Origin of the sequence: Crossiella sp. CA-258035, assembly GCF_030064675.1 — a bacterium.
Taxonomy (GTDB): Bacteria; Actinomycetota; Actinomycetes; order Mycobacteriales; family Pseudonocardiaceae; genus Crossiella.
Genome location: NZ_CP116413.1, coordinates 5,450,009 through 5,466,987 on the forward strand (window position 1 = coordinate 5,450,009; position 16,979 = coordinate 5,466,987).

Consider the following 16,979-nt stretch of genomic DNA (forward strand, 5'->3'; position numbering starts at 1 on the left):
GGCTGGTCATGAGGCCTGGGCCAACACCCGCTCTGTGTGTTACTTTTGGTTACAGTAACGACGAGTAACAGGTACCCGGCTTCTAAGGAGTCTTCATGACCAGCCAGGCCGTTGCGCAGAGGTTGCTGGACTCGTCGCAGGCGCTGTCCTACGACCCCACAACCGAGGTCGACTGGGAAACGCCGCTGGATGAGTCCCACCACGGCATGAGCCCGGAGTGGTGCAGCCTGTACGGCACCGCCTACTGGGCGGAGATGACCCCCGAGCAGCAGCGGGAGCTGACCCGCCAGGAGTCGGCCTCGGTGGCCAGCACCGGGATCTGGTTCGAGATGATCCTGCAGCAGATGGTGCTGCGCGACTTCTACGCCAAGGACCCCACCGACCCGGCCTTCCAGTGGGCGCTGACCGAGATCGCCGACGAGTGCCGCCACTCCATCATGTTCGCCCGCGGCGCGGCCAAGCTCGGCGCGCCCGCCTACCGGCCGAGCAGGCTGGTGGTGGAGCTGGGCCGGATCTTCAAGACGGTGGCCACCGGGGAGTCCGCCTACGCCTCGATCCTGGTCGCCGAGGAGGTCCTCGACGTCATGCAGCGGGACTGGATGCGGGACGAGCGGGTGGCCCCGTTCGTGCGCACCATCAACAACATCCACGTGGTCGAGGAGTCCCGGCACATGAAGTTCGCCAGGGAGGAGACCAAGGAGCGGCTGCGCGGCGCGGGCTGGCTGCGCAGGCAGATCGACGCGCTGGTGGTCTCCATCGTGTCCTACTTCATCGTCACCAGCATGGTGAACCCGAAGGTCTACGCCAACGCCGGACTGGACACCAAGCGGGCGCTGCGCGAGGCCAAGGCCAACCAGCAGTACAAGTCCATGATGCGCTCCAGCTGCGCGGGCCTGATGGAGTTCCTCAACTCCGCCGGTCTGCTGACCAAGCCCGCCACCTGGTTCTACCAGCGCGCGAACCTGATCTGACCGATGGCCTTCGCGATCACCCAGACCTGCTGCAACGACGCGTCCTGCATCGCGGTCTGCCCGGTCAACTGCATCCACCCGACCCCGGGTGAGCCGGGCTTCGGCACCACCGAAATGCTCTACGTGGATCCGAAGGCCTGCATCGACTGCGGCGCCTGCGCGGATGCCTGTCCGGTCGACGCGATCTTCCCGGTCGCCGACCTGCCAGGCCCGCTCAAGCCCTACGCCCGCATCAACGCCGACTACTACGCCGACCGGCCGCCCGCCCTGGCCAGCGCCGAGCACGCGCCGATGTTCCACGACTGGGACCCACCGGAGTTCGCCCGCGCCATCCCGGCCGACTTCCCGGCGCTGGACGTCGCGGTGGTGGGCACCGGCCCGGCCGGCATGTACGCGGTGGCGGACCTGTTGCTGCACACCAACGCCAGGGTCACGCTGATCGACCGGCTGCCGGTGCCCGGCGGGCTGATCCGCTACGGCGTCGCGCCGGACCACCCGTCCACCAAGAAGATCGGCGAGACCTTCGCCCGCTTCCACGACCACCCGAGGCTGCGGCTGCGCCTTGGCGTGCGGGTCGGCGCGGAGGTCACCGCGGCGGAGCTGGCCCAGCGGCACGACGCGGTGATCTACGCCGTCGGCGCCTCCTCGGCGCGCTCGCTGGAGATCCCCGGCGAGCAGCTGGCCGGCAGCCTGGCCGCCACCACCGTGGTCGCCTGGTACAACGGCCATCCCGATGTGCCGGCGGACGCGGTGGACCCCTCGGCGGAGCGGGTGGTCGTGGTGGGCAACGGCAACGTGGCCCTGGACGTGGCCCGCATCCTGACCGCCGACCCGCGCACCCTCGAAGGCACCACCATCGCCCCGGAAGCGTTGGCGCGCCTGCACACCAGCAAGGTCCGCGAGGTCGTGCTGCTGGCCAGGCGCGGCCCCGAGGTGGCCGCGTACACCATCCCGGAACTGCTCGCGCTGATCCAGCGCACGGACGTGGACGTGGTGGTCGACGACGCCGACCCCCGCACCGCGCAGGCCATCGACGCCGCCGCCGCGCTGGACAAGGCCGGTCTGCTGCAAGGCCTCAAACGGGAACCCGTGGACCTGGCCGCCCCTCCCCCGCCGGGCCGCCGCCGCATCGTGCTGCGGTTCCACTCGGCGCCCCGGGAGGTCCTCGGCGACACCGAGGTGCGCGGCCTGCGGGTCACCGGCCCGGACGGTGAGGCCGAGATCGCCACCGGCCAGGTGGTCCGGGCGGTCGGCTACCGCGGCATCCCGGTGCCGGGACTGCCCTTCGACGAGGACAGCGGCACCATCCCGCACCACGAGGGACGGGTGGCGGACCGGCCGGGGACCTACGTGGTCGGCTGGATCAAACGCGGGCCCAGCGGCGGCATCGGCGCGAACAAGGCATGTGCGGGTGAAACGATCGGATCGCTGCTCGCGGACGCGGTCGCCGGCAAGCTGCGGCCACGGCGCAGGCGGCTCACCTCGCGCCTGCTGGGCCGGACGGCGAGCTGAACGCGAACGGGGCGGGGTGGCCACAGCCGCCCCGCCCCGTCGTTCGCCTCGATCAGCCGATGCAGGACACCACGCTGAGCGCGCCCTCGGCGGTCTTGGTCGCGACCACCTTGCCGTCCACGGTGATCTTGCAGGTGAGCGTGCCGCCCTTGGCGCCGGAGGTGGCCATCAGCGAGCCACCCTTGATCAGGCCCTTGTTCTCCAGCTGCTTGGTCCAGGGCAGGCTGGTGGCCTTCTCCTGCTGGGACTTGCCCAGCTCGCCGTAGGTGATGTCCACCTCGGTGGCGGTGCCGGTGATCTCGTACTCGACCTTGGCCACCCGCTCCATCTCATTGCTCACCTGGTTGACGGCGGCACCGAAGAACGCGGCCCAGGCGATGCAGACCAGCAGGCCGATCGCGGAGACCGCGATACCGGCGATCGCCATGCCCTTGTTGTTGGCGCGGCCCTTGTTGACCCGGATGAGTCCGATCACGGAGAAGATCAGGCCGAGGATGACCAGCGGCCAGGCGATGACCCCGATGAACGGGATCCAGGAGAGGAGCAGTCCCACCAGGCCCAGCACGAACCCGGTGATGCCCAGCCCGTTGCTGGGCTGCTCGACCTGGGTCTGCTGGTATGACTGGTAGGGGTTGGGATCGGACACTTACGAGTTCCTTTCGAAGCCCCACGGCGGCGCTGTGGGCGTTCTGACAAGAGCGACAATCTCGCAGAGCATGACCATCTCGTCGCTAACGCGTGGCTAATCGCGCCCGCTGTCACCCGGTTGGCGGTAGCTCGAGCGACACTTGAGCTTCGCCGGAGCAGGGCGGCGAGGGCGCGAGTTACTAGGCCGAATGCAGTCACTTGGTGGTGCAGCCCGTTTACAACGTTGCCGAATCACCACCAGCGGCCGCGGCTCCGGACTGCACCTGGCAGGTTTCCCAGGTCACCGCCCCGGACGGCTACGACCCGGCCTACATCCAGGTCACCGGCGTCGACGGCAAGGGCAACTACTCCGGCTACTACGCCAGCAGCTCCAGCCCGGTGCTGGTGCGCTGGCAGCAGGGCGTGCCGCACATCCAGGCGAAGCCGGCCGGCATGCGGTACGCGACCTCCGGTGACATGAACGCCGCGGGCGTGCAGGTGGTCAACGGGCTGCGTCCGGGCTCGAACGTGAGCGTGCCCTTGACCCACTCCCCGGAGACCGGTTACCGCGAACTGCCGGTCCCGCCGGGCATGTCCGACGTGCGCGCGGTCGCCATCGCCGACAACGGGGACGTGGTGGGTGACGTCCGCCGCGAGGACAACCGGCGCAACGTAGCCGTGCACTGGCCGGCCTCCGGCACCGCGCCCGTGGTCATCGACCCGCCGAGCCTGCTGCTCGCCTCGGCCTACGAGATCGAGGACGACGGCACGGTCCTGCTCGGCGGCGGCTACAACGCGGCGGTGTGGCGCGACGGGCAGCTGATCGCGCCTGCGGAGTTCAGCAACGGCGTGCTCAGCGCCGGTCTGGTCAACGGCAAGGTCTACGGCACCAGGTTGAGGGACAACCGGACCTGGGTGTGGGACGTGCGCACCGGGACCGTGACCTACCGGGAGGGCGCCAGCAGCATCAGCGCGGTGAACCGCCACGGGCTCATCGCCGGGCAGGTGGGCGACAGCTTCGGGCCGGTCGCGGTGTGGCAGGACACCAGGTTCCTCGGCGAACTGCCGCTGCCCGCGGGCGCGACCGAGGCCAGGGTGGCCAAGGTCGCCGACGACAACACGGTGTTCGGTCACAGCATCGGCGAGCGCCGCGGCGCGTTGCGCTGGCACTGCGCCTGAGCACAGCGGCACGGCCGGGGCTCCTTCCGGCCGTGCCCGGCCCGGTTGGGGATCAGCGGCGCAGCCGCTGCCAGGTGAACGCGGCCAGCACCGCCGCGCTGATCGCCGAGCCCAGCACCACCAGCGTGGTGAGCGAGGCGGAGATGCCGATCACCAGGACGGCCAGGCCGAGGGCGTAGGCGGCCAGCACGCCGAGCAGGGCCAGCGCCGCGTGCCGGGTGCGGGCGCTGGGTGCGGACAGGCCGAGGAACCGGGCCGCCAGGCGCGGATCCTCCTCGGCGAGCCGCCGTTCGATCTCGTCCAGAGCGCGCTGCTCGTGATCTCGTAGTGCCATTCGCGGCCTCCGCCCGTGTTGCTCACGGGTACTACCTCGATCACCCGCCAGTATCCACCCGGAACCGGGGACACCGCTAGGCCGAGCTACGACGATCGGCGGCGGCGCGCCCACCGCCGAACAGCGCTCACAACCGAGAACACCGTTCTTGCTAGGGTCGGCCCATGGTCACGCCACGGCAGTCGGCGCGTGAGCAGATGGTGCGGGACATCGTGCGGGTGGGCCGCGCGCACCTGGCCTCGGTGCGGCCCGCCGAGCTGTCCCTGCGGGCGGTGGCAAGGGATCTGGACGTGGTGCCTTCCGCGCTCTACCGCTACGTGCGCGACCGCGAGGCGCTGATCGCACTGCTGGTCGCCGACGCCGACCGCGAGCTTGGTGACACGGTGGACGCGGCGCTGGCCGCCGCCCCGCGCCGCTCACACCGGAACCGGCTGACGGCCGCGGTGCTCGCCGCACGCGCCTGGGCCGCCAGGGAGCCGTCCAGGTTCGCCCTGCTCCACGGCGGGCAGACCGGACGACCGGGCACCCGGCTGCTGCGCGCGGCCGCCATGTTGGCTGAGGACGCCTGGCGGGCGGGCAAGTTGACCGCGGTGACCGCCCCGCTGGACAAGACCGTCCGCGCCGACATGGAGAAGCTGCGCTTGGCCCACGGGCTGACCATGCCCGTGGGCAACGTGGCCAGGGTCTACGGCCTGTGGTCGGCGATCGTCGGCGCGATCCTGTTCGACACCTCCGGCCAGTACCCGGTCACCGACCCGGAAGCCTTCCTCCGCGCGCACATCACCGGACTCGCCGGGACCATCGGTCTCTAGCCGACGCTGCGGTGCAGGTGTGCGACCAGCGCCGAGCGGCGGGGCACGCCGAGCTTGCGGTAGACCCGGGCCAGGTGGGTCTCCACGGTGCGCTCGGACAGGAACAGCCGGGTGGCGATCGCCTTGTTGGTCAAGCCTTCCCCGGCCAGCGCGGCCACCTCGGACTCCCGCCGGGTCAGCGCGCCCGGTGCGCTGTGCGCCGGTCCCGGGCCCGGTGGCGCGCAGCGGCGGCCCAGGCGGCGCTGGTGCCGGGTGGTCTCCTTCAGCAGCAGTTCCGCGCCGGAGCCGGTGAACAGCGCCGCGGCCCGGTCCAGCTCGGCCAGGGCCTGTTCGCGGTCGCCCGCGGCGTCCCAGCCGAGTCCAGCCAGCAGGCGCGCCCGGCCCGTCTGCACCACGTCGCCCGCGCTGTGGAAGCCGCGGGCGGCGGTGGTCGCGGTGCGCGCGGCCGCCGGTCCGTCGGCGGCGGCGAGCTGCATGCGGGCGCGGGCCAGGTGCGCGAAACCCCAGCCGCGCGGGCGGTTCCGGTCCGCGACCCGGCTGGCGCGCTCGGCCCACTCCCCCGCTTCGGTGCGCGCGCCGCGGGCCAGTGCGGCCTCGGTCAGGGTCTCGTAGTGCTCGGGCCGGTAGGCGTGCAACAGGCCGGGGAGCTCGGGGCCGCCGAGTGCCTCGACCTCGGCGCGGAAGTCCACCGGCTCGCCCAGTGCGAACCGGGCGGCGGTGCGGCTGAACAACACCCAGGCGCCGAGCTGGAAGTCGCTGTCGTAGGCGCCGGGGTGCACGTCCTCGGACTCGGCCAGCGCGGTCTCGATCTGGCCGCGCCAGCGTGCGGTGGTCAGCAGCGCGGTCAGCCCGATCAGGTAGGGCGGCAGCGCGCCGACCAGCCTGGCCGCCTCGATCGCATCCCGCGCGGTGGTCGCCGCCTCGGGCAGTTTTCCCAGCGCGGCAAGGGAAACCGCGCGCGGGGTGAGGAACTCCGAGAGCAGCAGGTGCTGGTGCCGCTGGCGGGCCAGGTGCAGGCCGCGGTCGAGGTGGCGCAGCGCGTCGGTGTGCCGGTCGTGGCTCTGCTCGGCCATGGCCACCCACATCAGCGTGTTCCACAGCGGCAGCACCTGCTCATCGGGCAGCTGGTCCAGCGCGGTGGCGGCCATGTCCAGGTTCGCGATCGCCTCGTCGCCGCCGTCGGGCGGGGCGAACAACACCGCCATCGCGCGCGCGGCGATCTGCAGCGAGGGATCCCGGCACCAGATCGCGGCGGCCCAGGCCAGCCGGGTGGCGGCCAGCGCGGACCGGTAGCCGCCGCGGCGGAACTCGATCAGGCCCCTGGTCAGCCACAGCACCGCGCCTGCCGGGGTGTCGGTCATCGGGGCCCGGTCCAGCTCGCGGCGCACCAGGGTGTCGGAGTCGGCGAGCTGGCCGCGCCAGCGGTGCAGCAGCGCGCAGCGGCCGACCGCGGTCTGCCGGAGGTCGTCGTCGCCGGGGGTGTGCGCGAGGATGTCGTGCAGCACGCTCAGCGCCTCCTCGACGTTGCCGGTCAGCGCGATGCTGGTGGCGTAGCCGAGCTGCAGGCGCAGCCGGTCCTCCCCGGCGTCAGCGGTGGTCAGCCGCAGCGCGGCCCGGTGCAGGCTGGCCGCGGCGGCCGGGGCGTGCAGCTGGAGGTTCTCCGCCGCGGTGGTGAGCACCTGGATCGCGGAGGTGTCGCCGACCTTGCCGCAGCGGGCCAGGTGCGGGGCCAGCTGGGTGGGCGGGGCGCCGCGGGCGCGCAGCAGCTCGGCCACCCTGCGGTGCGCGGTGGCCTGCCACAGCGGGCTGGCCGACTCGTACACCGCGGCCCGCAGCAGCGGATGCCGGAAGGTCACCGACCGGTCGGGTTCGTTGGCGCGCAACAGGTCCGCGGCCACCAGCTGCTGCGCGGCAGCCAGCGTCTCCGGTAAGCCGATGCCGGCCGCGGCGGCCACCAGCTCCGGTTCGATCGGCTCGCCGATCACCGCGGCCGCCTTGGCCACCAGCCGGACCTGCTCCGGCAACCGGGTGAACTCGGCCAGCAGTGCGGACTTCGCCGGCGCCGGGACCTGCTCGGCCAGCTGGTGCGGGTGCAGCGCGGACTCCGGCGCGCGGGCCAAAGCTTGCAGGTATAGGGGATTTCCGCCGCTGGCCTGGTGCAGCGCGGCCGCCCGCAGCCCGCCGACCCCCGGTCCCAGCAGCCGGGTGGCCTCGCCCAGGTCCAGCGGTCCCAGCTCGATCCGGCGGCTGCTGCCCGCCGGGACCGCGCGGGTGAGCACCGCGGCCACCGCGCTGGGCAGCTGCCGCGGCCGGTAGGCGCTGATCAGCAGGATCGGCCTGCGCGGGCGGTGCCGCAGCAGCTGGGCGAGCAGCTCGGCCGAGGCCGGGTCGCACCAGTGCACGTCGTCGAGCACCAGCACCAGCGGGCGGTGCTCGGCCAGCAGCTCCAGCGCCCTGATCACCGCGCGGTGCAGCTGGAAGCGTTCGGCGTCCAGGCCCAGCCCGTCGGCCGCCCGCCCTGCGCAGGCCGGGAACACCGAGGCCAGCCGGGCGCGCAGCGCGGCGGGCAGCGGGTGGTCGGCCAGCAGCGGGTCCAGCGCCTCGACGAACATGCCGAAGGCGGGCCGCGGCTCGAACTCCACACCCCGGCCCCAGCCCAGCAGCACGCCGTCCGCGCGCTCGCGCAGCTCCTCCAGCAGCCTGGTCTTGCCCAGCCCAGGCTCGCCGACGACCTCCGCGACGCTCAGCCGTCCCCCCGGCAGATCGTCGAGCAGCCGGGTCAACTGCCGTAGCTGGCTGTCCCTGCCCACCAATGGCATCTCGTCCCCTTTTCCCCCGAGGACGGTTTACCAGAAGTGCGGTGAGGTCCAACGATCACCGGGACGATGCGCGCGCACGCAACAACGCCACCGCCACCGCCATCGGCGTTCCGGACCGGGCGCGCACCCCGAACCGGGCGGTGGCCGGGCCGATCGGGGTGACCACGATGGCCAGCTCCACCGGTCCGCCCGGGAGCGCCTGGGCTCAGGTCTCTTCGTCCTCCGCGTACAGCGGTTCGTCCCGGGTGCGCCGCCAGTGCACAACCCCACCGATGGCCAATGCCCACAACGGCACGCTGTACAGCCAGCCGAGCACCGGACCTCGCCTCCCCACGGTCGCCGGACCAGGGCAGAGTAGTGCCGGGCGCGGGCCACCGGACAGAGCACCATCGGGTGAAACCGAGGGGCCGCGAGGTGCGGAGGATGATGTTGTCTCGAGAACCGGGCCGAATGATCAGGGGGAACGCGCGATGCGCTGGGACAGTTGGGTCGCCATCGGGGACAGCTTCACGGAGGGCATGTGCGATCCGGCCCCCGGCAGCAGGCCCTGCCAGCCCGGCCCGGACGCCCGGTACCGGGGCTGGGCGGACCGGCTGGCCGCGATGCTGGCCGAGGCCGAGCCGGGTGCCCGGTACGCCAACCTGGCGGTGCGCGGCAAGCTGATCGGCGAGATCCACGCCGAACAGGTGCCGGTGGCGGTGGCCGCGCGGCCCGCGCTGGTCACGGTCAACGGCGGCGGCAACGACCTGCTCCGCCCCGGCAGCGACCCCGACCAGGTGGCCGCGGCCTTCGAGGACGTGGTGGCCGACCTGCGCGCGGCCGGCAGCCAGGTGCTGGTGTTCACCGGCTACGACCCGCACCAGGGCTCCCTGCTGCGCCGGATCAGGGGCAAGATCGCCGTCTACACCGCGCACGTGCACGCCATCGCCGCCCGCCACGACTGCCTGCTGGTGGACCTGTGGGCCTTCCGCGCCTGGACCACCGACTGGCGCTACTGGTGCCCGGACCGGGTGCACCTGGCCACCGAGGGGCACCGCAGGGTCGCGCTGCGCACCGCCGAGGTGCTCGGCCTGCCGGTGACCGAGGACTGGCGTGCGCCGCTGCCGGGGGTGCCGGGGCCCACCAGGGGCCAGCGGCTCTACGCCGACCTGCGCTGGGCCGGGTCGCACCTGGCGCCGTTCGTGTTCCGGCAGCTCCGCGGGATCTCGATGGGCGCGGGCGTGCCGCCGAAACGGCCGGTGCTGACCGAGTTCGCCGAACACTGATCCCGCGCCCGCTCCGAGCGCGGTCGATCAGCTAGCCCAGCGTGTCCAGCAGCTGGGCGCAGCGGATCAGACCGAGGTGCGAGTACGCCTGCGGGTGGTTGCCCAGCGAGCGCTCGGCCACCGGGTCGTACTCCTCCGGCAGCAGCCCGGTCGGCCCGGCGCAGTCGACCATCTGCTGGAACAGCTCCTCGGCCTCGGTCCGGCGGCCGGTGAGCAGGTACGCCTCGATCATCCAGGCCGCGCACAGGTGCCAGCCGCCCTCCGAGCCCGGCAGGCCGTCGTCGCGGTGGTACCGGTAGACCGTCACGCCCGACCGGAGTTCCGCCTCGGTCGCGGTGACCGTGGCCTGGAACCGTTCGTCCGTTGGATCAATCAGGCCCGAGAGTCCAATGTGGAGGGTCGCGGCGTCCAGGTCGGTGCCGTCGTAGGCGGTGGTGAAGGACTGGACCTCCTCGTTCCAGCCGTGTTCCAGCACATCGGTGGCAATGGTGTGCCGCAACGGGATCCAGCTGGGGTCGAGGTCGCGGCCGTAGGTCTCCCCCAGCGTGATCGCGCGGTCCAGGGTGACCCAGCACATGACCTTGGAGTAGACGCGGTGCCGCGGTGCGGCGCGCTCCTCCCAGATGCCGTGGTCGGGCTCGTGCCAGCGGCGGGTGACGGCTTCGGCCATGGCTTCGACCATGCGCCAGTCGTCGTCGGTGAGTTTGCCCCTGGCGTCGCTGAGCTTCCGCACCAGGTCCACGACCGGGCCGAAGACGTCGAGCTGGACCTGTTGGTTGGCCAGGTTTCCGACGCGGACGGGGCGGGAGCCCGCGTAGCCGGGCAGGGTGTCCAGCACCGCTTCCGGGCCGAGCGTGGTGCCGTGCAGGGTGTAGAGCGGGTGCAGCCGCTCCGGGCCGGTCAGGGTGGCCAGCACCCGGTGCACCCAGTTCAGGTAGGACTCGGCCTCGGTGAGAGATCCCAGTGATACCAACGCTTGCGCGGACAGAGCGGCGTCGCGGACCCAGCAGTAGCGGTAGTCCCAGTTGCGCACGCCGCCGATCTCCTCCGGCAGCGAGGAGGTGGCCGCGGCCAGGAAAGCGCCGGTTTCGCCGTGCTGGAGGCCGCGCAGGGTGAGCGCGGAACGGGCCACCAGGTCGCGCTGGGTACGGGGCAGGTTCAGGGCGGCGAGCCATTCGGTCCAGTAGGCGTCGGCGCGGGCCCGGCGTTCGGCTTCGGGAGCGGCGGCGGTCAGATCGCTGGTGCCGCAACGCAGTTCCAGCACCACCGGGGCATCCGGGCGGACCGTGACCAGGGCCTGGGCGGTGTCGTGCTGGCCGTCGGAGACGATCTCCCAGTCGACGCCGGGGGAACGCAGCACGATCGGGTCGGTGGTGCCCAGCACGCGCAGGCCACCGGATTCGGCCACCAGGGACACCGGGACCTGGCCGAACTCCGGGCGCGGCGCGAAGGTCACCTGGGCGGTGGTGTTGCCGGAGATCACCCGGATCAGGTCGGTGCGCTGGGGTGGCGCGTAGTGGTCCAGGTAGTCGGTGACCAGCAGCTTGGACCAGCGCGTTTCCACCGTCATGGTGCCGGGGACATAGCGCTGGCCCAGCGGCAGGCCGTTGCGCTCGGGCTTGATGGAGAAGTGGCCTGCGGACGGCCCGCCCAACAGGTCGGCGAAGACCGCGGCCGAGTCGGGTTCCGGGTGGCACAGCCAGGTCAGCCGGGCATCGGGGGTGACCAGGGCGACCGAGCGTTCGTTGGCCAGCATGGTGAGGCGTTCGATGGGCACGGCCTGCTCGCCGTAGAGCCAGTTCCGCCGTTCCTCCAGCAGGAAGGCCAGCACCAGCGCGATTTCTGGAGTGTCCGGGAGGCGGTACTCCGCCGCGGTCTGCCCGTCGCCGACCTTGATGCCCAGGTCCGGCCCGGCCAGGGCCTGGAACGCCTTCTCGTCGGTGACGTCGTCGCCGATGAACAACGCGGCCGAGGCGGCCACCTGGTGCCGGAGCACGTCCAGGGCGTGGCCCTTGTCGGTGCGGATCACGGCCAGCTCGATGACCGCTTTTCCTTCGGTGACCTGGATTTCCGGCCAGGTGCACGGGCCTTGCCGGACGGCGGCGAAGACGCGCTCACCGACCTCGGGGTCGGCCCGGCGGATGTGCACGGCGACCGAGGCGGGCTTGAACTCCAGGTGCACGCCGGCGGTGTTCGCGGTCAGGGCTTCCAGCGCGCGCCGGACCCTGGTGAGGCGGTCCTTGGCCGCGGGGGCGAGCTGGTGCACGAAGCCCACGTCGAACTCCGAGCCGTGCGAGCCCACCAGGTGCACCTCGGCGGGCAGCCGGGACAGCGTGGCCAGGTCACGCAGGGCCCGGCCGGAGATGACCGCGACCGTGGTGGAGGGCAGCGCGGCCAGCGAGCGCAGCGCGTTCACCGACTCCGGCAATGGCCGGGCCCGCTCGGGATCGGCCACGATCGGGGCCAGGGTGCCGTCGTAGTCGCAGGCGATGAGCAGTCTTGGCGTGCGGGCCAGCTGCACGACCGCCCGGCGCAGCTCGGCGGGCAGCGCGGCGGCCGCGGTGCGCTCGGGCACCACGGTCAGCTCGGCGGCCGGCGCCGCCACCGGAGGACTCGACGTGCGGACCACCCCGGCGTCGCTGAACTGACCCACGGGAACTCCTTCACCACGGCCGCGACCCCGTGTCGCAGGCGGCGACACTAACGCGGGGCCGCACCGGATTCTGACTGGTTTCGAAGGCGTTCATGCGCCGCTGCCGCACTACTGCGGACAGGAGTTCCGGTTCGCTCTCCGGAACTGGGAAAGCCCGTTCCCACGACTGAGCCCGGCCGCGATTTCCGCGACCGGGACTCAAGTGTGGAACTGGTGGCTAGTCCGCGCCGGACTCGATCGCGGCGAAGTCGAGCAGCTCGTCATCGCCCTCGGCCATGCCGCGGGAGGCGATGGCCTCCGCGCCACCCTCGGGCATGTCGCCGACCAGCTCGGTCGGCGGCACCTGCTGGACGCCCAGCAGCGCGGGGTGCGTGCTGCCGACCATGCCGAGTCCGGCGTACTGCTCCAGCCGGGCACGGGAGTCGGCGATGTCCAGGTTGCGCATGGTGAGCTGGCCGATCCGGTCCACCGGGCCGAACGCGGAGTCCTCGGTGCGCTCCATGGACAGCTTGTCCGGGTGGTAGCTGAACCAGGGGCCGGAGGTGTCCAGCACGGAGAAGTCCTCGCCGCGCCGCAGGCGCAGGGTGACCTCGCCGGTGACCGCGTTGCCGACCCAGCGCTGCAGCGCCTCGCGGATCATCAGCGACTGCGGGTCCAGCCAGCGGCCCTCGTAGAGCAGCCTGCCCAGCTTGCGGCCCTCGGTGTGGTAGCTGGCCAGGGTGTCCTCGTTGTGGATGGCGTTGACCAGCCGCTCGTAGGCGGCGTGCAGCAGCGCCATGCCGGGGGCCTCGTAGATGCCGCGGCTCTTGGCCTCGATGATCCGGTTCTCGATCTGGTCGGACATGCCGATGCCGTGCCTGCCGCCGATGGCGTTGGCCTCCAGTACCAGGTCAACCGGGCTGGGGAACTCCTTGCCGTTGATCGAGACCGGCCGGCCCTGCTGGAAGCCGATGGTGACGTCCTCGGTGAGGATGTCCACTGCGGGGTCCCAGAACTTCACGCCCATGATCGGCTCGACGATCTCGATGCCGGTGTCCAGGTGCTCCAGCTGCTTGGCCTCGTGCGTGGCGCCCCAGATGTTGGCGTCGGTGGAGTAGGCCTTCTCGGTGCTGTCCCGGTAGGGCAGGTCGTGGCTGAGCAGCCACTCCGACATCTCCTTGCGGCCGCCGAGCTCGGTGACGAAGTCGGCGTCCAGCCACGGCTTGTAGATCCGCAGCGAGGGGTTGGCGAGCAGCCCGTACCGGTAGAACCGCTCGATGTCGTTGCCCTTGAAGGTGGAGCCGTCGCCCCAGATCTGCACGTCGTCCTCGAGCATCGCGCGGACCAGCAGGGTGCCGGTCACGGCGCGGCCGAGCGGGGTGGTGTTGAAGTAGGTGCGGCCACCGGAGCGGATGTGGAAGGCCCCGCAGGCCAGCGCCGCGAACCCCTCCTCCACCAGGGCCGCCTTGCAGTCGACCAGCCGGGCGACCTCGGCGCCGTAGGCGGTGGCCCGCCCTGGCACGGAGTCGATGTCGGGTTCGTCGGCTTGGCCGATGTCAGCGGTGTAGGCGCACGGGACGGCGCCCTTGTCACGCATCCACGCGACAGCTACGGACGTGTCGAGGCCGCCGGAGAAGGCGATCCCGACACGTTCTCCGACAGGCAGTGAGGTAAGCACCTTGGACACGAGTGAAGTATATGCATGCCTCTGTATGACTATGCAAGTGTGAGGTTGAACCGGCAGTCTTCGAGGTGACCGGACTAACTCATGGCCTTGATGAGCGTCTCCCAGGAGCGCAGGAACTCCGGGTACCCGGCGGCGAACTCGGCCAGCGCCCGCTCACCCTCCGGACTCAGCGGAGTGAGCTGGTAGCTGACCGTGACCACGGAGCCGGTGCCGTTCGGCTCGACCTCCACCGTGACCGTGCCCGCCCGCGAGCCGGGGGTGACCCTGGCGTAGCTGATCCGGCGGTCCGGCTGGCGGTCCAGCACGATCCAGGTGGTGGTCTCACCGTCCACAGTGGTCTCGAACACGGTGCCGGGTTCGGTGTCGTCCACTGTGGACACCGGGAACCGGGGTTGCCAGCCGGGCACCCAGCGTTGTTCACCGCGCGCGGTGAACAACGGGAAGGCCGCGGCCGGGGGCAGTGGGAGCGGGAACTGGCCGGTCAGGTGCCGGGTAGCCGTCATCCGGGCCAAGGTAGTCGGAGTTGCGCGGGGAGTCCTGCCAATTGCCGCGCGGCGGGACACCCCTGCACCCCGACCGGCTTCCAGCAGCCGGGAACTGGGACCCGGACGGCCGGTGGGCGGTCAGCCGCGGCGAAGAACAGCCCTTCCAGAGCCGGATGCTGGTGGTGGGGGCCGGACCGACGGGTCAGAGACGCTGGCCTGCGCGTTGCGCGCGGCCGGGGTGGCGTGCGGGTGGTCACGGCAGCAACAGGGTGATCCGGTCGGCGTGCCGCTCCACCGCGGCGCGGCTGTAGAGCAGCGGGAAGTACTCGCCGTCCCGCCACTTCCCGGCCAGGTCCCGGTAGTGCCGGTTCGCCTGCACACCGGACTGGCCGGGGGTGTTGATCGCGCGGGCGGCGTCCCAGTTGCCCACGTCCAGCACCATCCGGAACGAGGCGCCGCTGGTCTGCCGGAAGTCGGTGCGCCGGTAGGAGGACTGGTTCACCGTGTCCTTCGAACCGCCGCGCGGGAACGGGCCGACGTCGAAGCGGGCCCGCTCCGCCGGGGACAGCGCAGGGCTCAGCGGGTGCTGGAACAGCGTGTGCTGCAACCGGCCCCACCGCCAGGCCGCCGGGTCCGGGCCGAGCAGGTTCTCCAGCTCCCGCCAGGCCGCGGCCAGGGTGCTGGTGACCAGCTTGTCCCGCTTGGCCACCGGGTCCGCGCCGAACCACTTCTCCGGGCGGGCCATGGCTTCCAGGAGGTTGCGGGTGTCCGGGACGGGGATCAGCGGCGCGGCGGCGGGGGCCACGGCCTGGGTGAAGGCCGAGTTGAGGTGCCTGCTCAGCCACACCTCGAACAGCGCGGCCCGCGCGGACTCCGCCGCCAGCACCGCGTCCCAGCCGCGCAGCAGCGTCAATGCCTTGCCGGACAACGGATCCGCCGCGGGCACGGTGGCCAGCACCTTGGTCAGCTCGCGGGCCGGGATGGACAGCTGGTCGTTCTGCAGGCGCTGGGCGTCGGCCACGGTGAACCGCTTGTCCGCGTTGAGCACCTCGGTGATCCGGTCGTGCCGGTACGGCAGGCCCCACTCGAATCCGATCGGGTGCGGGAAGCCCGGCGGCAGGTTGTACTGGTTGGCCGTGGCCACGTAGCCCCGCTCCGGGTTGTAGGCGTGCGGCAGGTCGTCGCCGGTGTGGAAACCGGTCCACTCGAACCGGCCGTCGCCGGGCGCGGGCAGCAGGCCGTCGTAGCCGGAACGCTTGGGCGACAGCCCGCCCGGCACCCAGCCGATGTTGCCGCTGGTGTCGGCGTAGACCTGGTTCTCCGTCGGCGCGCCCCAGTTGCGCATGGCCGCCTTGAACCCGGCGAAGTCCTGCTCGTACATGTACCGCACGCTGCCGAAGTAGGGCGCCATGCCGGGTTCCAGCCAGGCCGAGCGGACCGCGAAGGCGTGCCCGTTCCCGCTGGCCAGCACCGGTCCGTGCCGGGTGAACGGCAGCTCCACCTCCACCGGTTCCGCACCGGCCACCGCGATCTTCTCGCGCAGCACCTTGATCGGCTCCCAGCCGTCGCGGTACCGGTAGCGGCCGGGGTTGGCGGGATCCAACTGGTAGACGTACAAGTCCTCCTGGTCCATCCGGAAGATGGTCAGGCCGAAGGCGATCCGGCCGTTGTGCCCGATGGAGACGCCGGGCAGCGCGGGCTCGTTCGCGCCGATCACGTTGAGGCCGGGCGCGGACAGGTGGCTGAGGTAGCGCAGCGAGGGCGCGGCGTAGGCGCGGTGCGGGTCGTTGGCCAGCTGGGCGCGGCCGGTGCCGGTGCGGCTGGGCGCGATCGCCCAGTTGTTGCTGCCCTCGCTGACGTCCTCCTTCGGCGTCGCCACCACCGCGCCGCCGGTGAAGCTGACCTGCTGGGTGGCCAGGGTGAACACCTTCAGCACGTCGGCCGGGACCACGCACGGGTCGAGTCCGCCCGGCGACTGGATCGGGCGGTCGGGCTGCAACCGCTGCCGCAGCTTGTCGGTCTCCGCACCAGCGGCGCAGGCGATCCTGGCCCTGGTCACCTCGTCGGTGAGGTTGCCGGTCAGGCCGTGGCTGCGGATGCGCACCACGTCCTCCGGCGACCACCTGGCCGGCCGGTAGCCGAGGCGGCGGAACTCCTCCGGCAGCGCGGCCGGGGTGCGGGCCAGGTGGTCGAGGTAGGCGTTGATGCCCTGGGTGAACCGGGTGGCGATGCCGCGGGCCCGCTCGCCGTAAGCCGCCCACTCCCGGTCCAGGTCGCCGCGGTAGAGGAACAGCCGGGTGGCCCGGTCCTGTTCGACGTAGTCCGGGCCGAGCACCTCGGCGAGCTGCCCGAGACCGCGCCGCCGCCACAGGTCGATCTGGAACAGCCGGTCCCTGGCCGCCAGGAAGCCCTGGGCCAGGAAAGCGTCATCCTGATGGGTGGCGAAGACGTGCGGCACGCCCCAGGTGTCGGTGACCACCCGCACCGGCCCCCTGACCCCGGGGATGCGGTGCACGTCGAGCGCGGGCGCGGCCGTCGCGGGCGTCAGACCAGCGCCGACGCTGACCAACACGAGTGCCACCAGCAGGAACCGTCTCATCGTCCGTCCCTTCCTCGCCACCGTCTCCAGACACCTTTCCGCATCCGGGGGGCGCGG

Annotated in this window: 14 protein-coding genes; 5 read left to right on the plus strand and 9 right to left on the minus strand. The window is 72.0% G+C overall.

Annotation, left to right across the window (positions count from 1 at the left end):
* The first annotated feature begins 95 nt into the window (after nucleotides 1-95).
* Together N8J89_RS24945 and N8J89_RS24950 are read left to right on the plus strand one after the other, a co-directional pair.
* Nucleotides 96-971, plus strand: coding sequence for an AurF N-oxygenase family protein (locus tag N8J89_RS24945; protein WP_283659433.1), 876 nt, complete (start codon nucleotides 96-98; stop codon nucleotides 969-971).
* Between the two features lie 3 nt (nucleotides 972-974).
* Nucleotides 975-2,483, plus strand: a complete 1,509-nt coding sequence (locus N8J89_RS24950) for an FAD-dependent oxidoreductase (RefSeq protein WP_283659434.1) — start codon at nucleotides 975-977, stop codon at nucleotides 2,481-2,483.
* A gap of 52 nt (nucleotides 2,484-2,535) precedes the next feature.
* On the opposite strand, the gene N8J89_RS24955 is transcribed toward N8J89_RS24950, so the two are convergent.
* On the minus strand, nucleotides 2,536-3,129 hold the full coding sequence (locus N8J89_RS24955; protein WP_283659435.1) for an MmpS family transport accessory protein: 594 nt from the start codon (nucleotides 3,127-3,129) through the stop codon (nucleotides 2,536-2,538).
* Between the two features lie 203 nt (nucleotides 3,130-3,332).
* Here N8J89_RS24955 and N8J89_RS24960 point away from each other — a divergent pair, with 203 nt between their 5' ends.
* Nucleotides 3,333-4,289: a hypothetical protein gene (locus N8J89_RS24960; RefSeq protein WP_283659436.1), complete on the plus strand. Its 957-nt coding sequence runs from the start codon at nucleotides 3,333-3,335 to the stop codon at nucleotides 4,287-4,289.
* Between the two features lie 52 nt (nucleotides 4,290-4,341).
* On the opposite strand, the gene N8J89_RS24965 is transcribed toward N8J89_RS24960, so the two are convergent.
* On the minus strand, nucleotides 4,342-4,623 hold the full coding sequence (locus N8J89_RS24965) for a DUF3040 domain-containing protein (protein ID WP_283659437.1): 282 nt from the start codon (nucleotides 4,621-4,623) through the stop codon (nucleotides 4,342-4,344).
* 164 nt (nucleotides 4,624-4,787) lie between these two features.
* On the opposite strand from N8J89_RS24965, the gene N8J89_RS24970 reads away from it, so the two are divergent.
* Nucleotides 4,788-5,435, plus strand: a complete 648-nt coding sequence (locus tag N8J89_RS24970; RefSeq protein WP_283659438.1) for a TetR/AcrR family transcriptional regulator — start codon at nucleotides 4,788-4,790, stop codon at nucleotides 5,433-5,435.
* Here N8J89_RS24970 and N8J89_RS24975 read toward each other — a convergent pair.
* Genes N8J89_RS24975 through N8J89_RS24985 form a run of 3 tightly spaced genes read right to left on the minus strand, consistent with a single transcriptional unit; the run spans nucleotide 5,432 to nucleotide 8,588 of the window.
* A complete protein-coding gene (locus tag N8J89_RS24975; protein ID WP_283659439.1) occupies nucleotides 5,432-8,254 on the minus strand; it encodes a helix-turn-helix transcriptional regulator in 2,823 nt (940 codons plus the stop codon). The two genes, N8J89_RS24970 and N8J89_RS24975, sit on opposite strands and share 4 nt — an antisense overlap.
* 55 nt (nucleotides 8,255-8,309) lie before the next feature.
* Nucleotides 8,310-8,435, minus strand: coding sequence for a hypothetical protein (locus tag N8J89_RS24980; RefSeq protein ID WP_283659440.1), 126 nt, complete (start codon nucleotides 8,433-8,435; stop codon nucleotides 8,310-8,312).
* A 24-nt stretch (nucleotides 8,436-8,459) separates the two neighbouring features.
* A complete protein-coding gene (locus N8J89_RS24985; protein WP_283659441.1) occupies nucleotides 8,460-8,588 on the minus strand; it encodes a hypothetical protein in 129 nt (42 codons plus the stop codon).
* A gap of 136 nt (nucleotides 8,589-8,724) precedes the next feature.
* Here N8J89_RS24985 and N8J89_RS24990 point away from each other — a divergent pair, with 136 nt between their 5' ends.
* Nucleotides 8,725-9,519, plus strand: a complete 795-nt coding sequence (locus N8J89_RS24990; RefSeq protein ID WP_283659442.1) for an SGNH/GDSL hydrolase family protein — start codon at nucleotides 8,725-8,727, stop codon at nucleotides 9,517-9,519.
* 31 nt (nucleotides 9,520-9,550) lie between these two features.
* On the opposite strand, the gene otsB is transcribed toward N8J89_RS24990, so the two are convergent.
* From otsB to N8J89_RS25010, 4 genes are all read right to left on the minus strand, one after another.
* On the minus strand, nucleotides 9,551-12,094 hold the full coding sequence (gene otsB / locus N8J89_RS24995) for a trehalose-phosphatase (protein ID WP_283666240.1): 2,544 nt from the start codon (nucleotides 12,092-12,094) through the stop codon (nucleotides 9,551-9,553).
* Between the two features lie 295 nt (nucleotides 12,095-12,389).
* Nucleotides 12,390-13,838 (minus strand): argininosuccinate synthase, encoded by a 1,449-nt coding sequence (gene argG, locus N8J89_RS25000; RefSeq protein ID WP_283659443.1) that lies wholly within the window; start codon nucleotides 13,836-13,838, stop codon nucleotides 12,390-12,392.
* Between the two features lie 74 nt (nucleotides 13,839-13,912).
* Nucleotides 13,913-14,341: an SRPBCC family protein gene (locus N8J89_RS25005; RefSeq protein WP_283659444.1), complete on the minus strand. Its 429-nt coding sequence runs from the start codon at nucleotides 14,339-14,341 to the stop codon at nucleotides 13,913-13,915.
* Between the two features lie 235 nt (nucleotides 14,342-14,576).
* Nucleotides 14,577-16,922: a penicillin acylase family protein gene (locus N8J89_RS25010; RefSeq protein WP_283659445.1), complete on the minus strand. Its 2,346-nt coding sequence runs from the start codon at nucleotides 16,920-16,922 to the stop codon at nucleotides 14,577-14,579.
* Nucleotides 16,923-16,979: the final 57 nt, after the last annotated feature.

Coding starts and splice junctions, on each gene's coding strand:
- N8J89_RS24945 (WP_283659433.1), top strand. CDS start 96: ATGACCAGCCAGGCCGTTGCGCAGAGGTTGCTGGACTCGTCGCAGGCG.
- N8J89_RS25005 (WP_283659444.1), bottom strand. CDS start 14,341: ATGACGGCTACCCGGCACCTGACCGGCCAGTTCCCGCTCCCACTGCCC.
- N8J89_RS24970 (WP_283659438.1), top strand. CDS start 4,788: ATGGTCACGCCACGGCAGTCGGCGCGTGAGCAGATGGTGCGGGACATC.
- N8J89_RS25010 (WP_283659445.1), bottom strand. CDS start 16,922: ATGAGACGGTTCCTGCTGGTGGCACTCGTGTTGGTCAGCGTCGGCGCT.
- N8J89_RS24990 (WP_283659442.1), top strand. CDS start 8,725: ATGCGCTGGGACAGTTGGGTCGCCATCGGGGACAGCTTCACGGAGGGC.
- N8J89_RS24965 (WP_283659437.1), bottom strand. CDS start 4,623: ATGGCACTACGAGATCACGAGCAGCGCGCTCTGGACGAGATCGAACGG.
- N8J89_RS24975 (WP_283659439.1), bottom strand. CDS start 8,254: ATGCCATTGGTGGGCAGGGACAGCCAGCTACGGCAGTTGACCCGGCTG.
- N8J89_RS24950 (WP_283659434.1), top strand. CDS start 975: ATGGCCTTCGCGATCACCCAGACCTGCTGCAACGACGCGTCCTGCATC.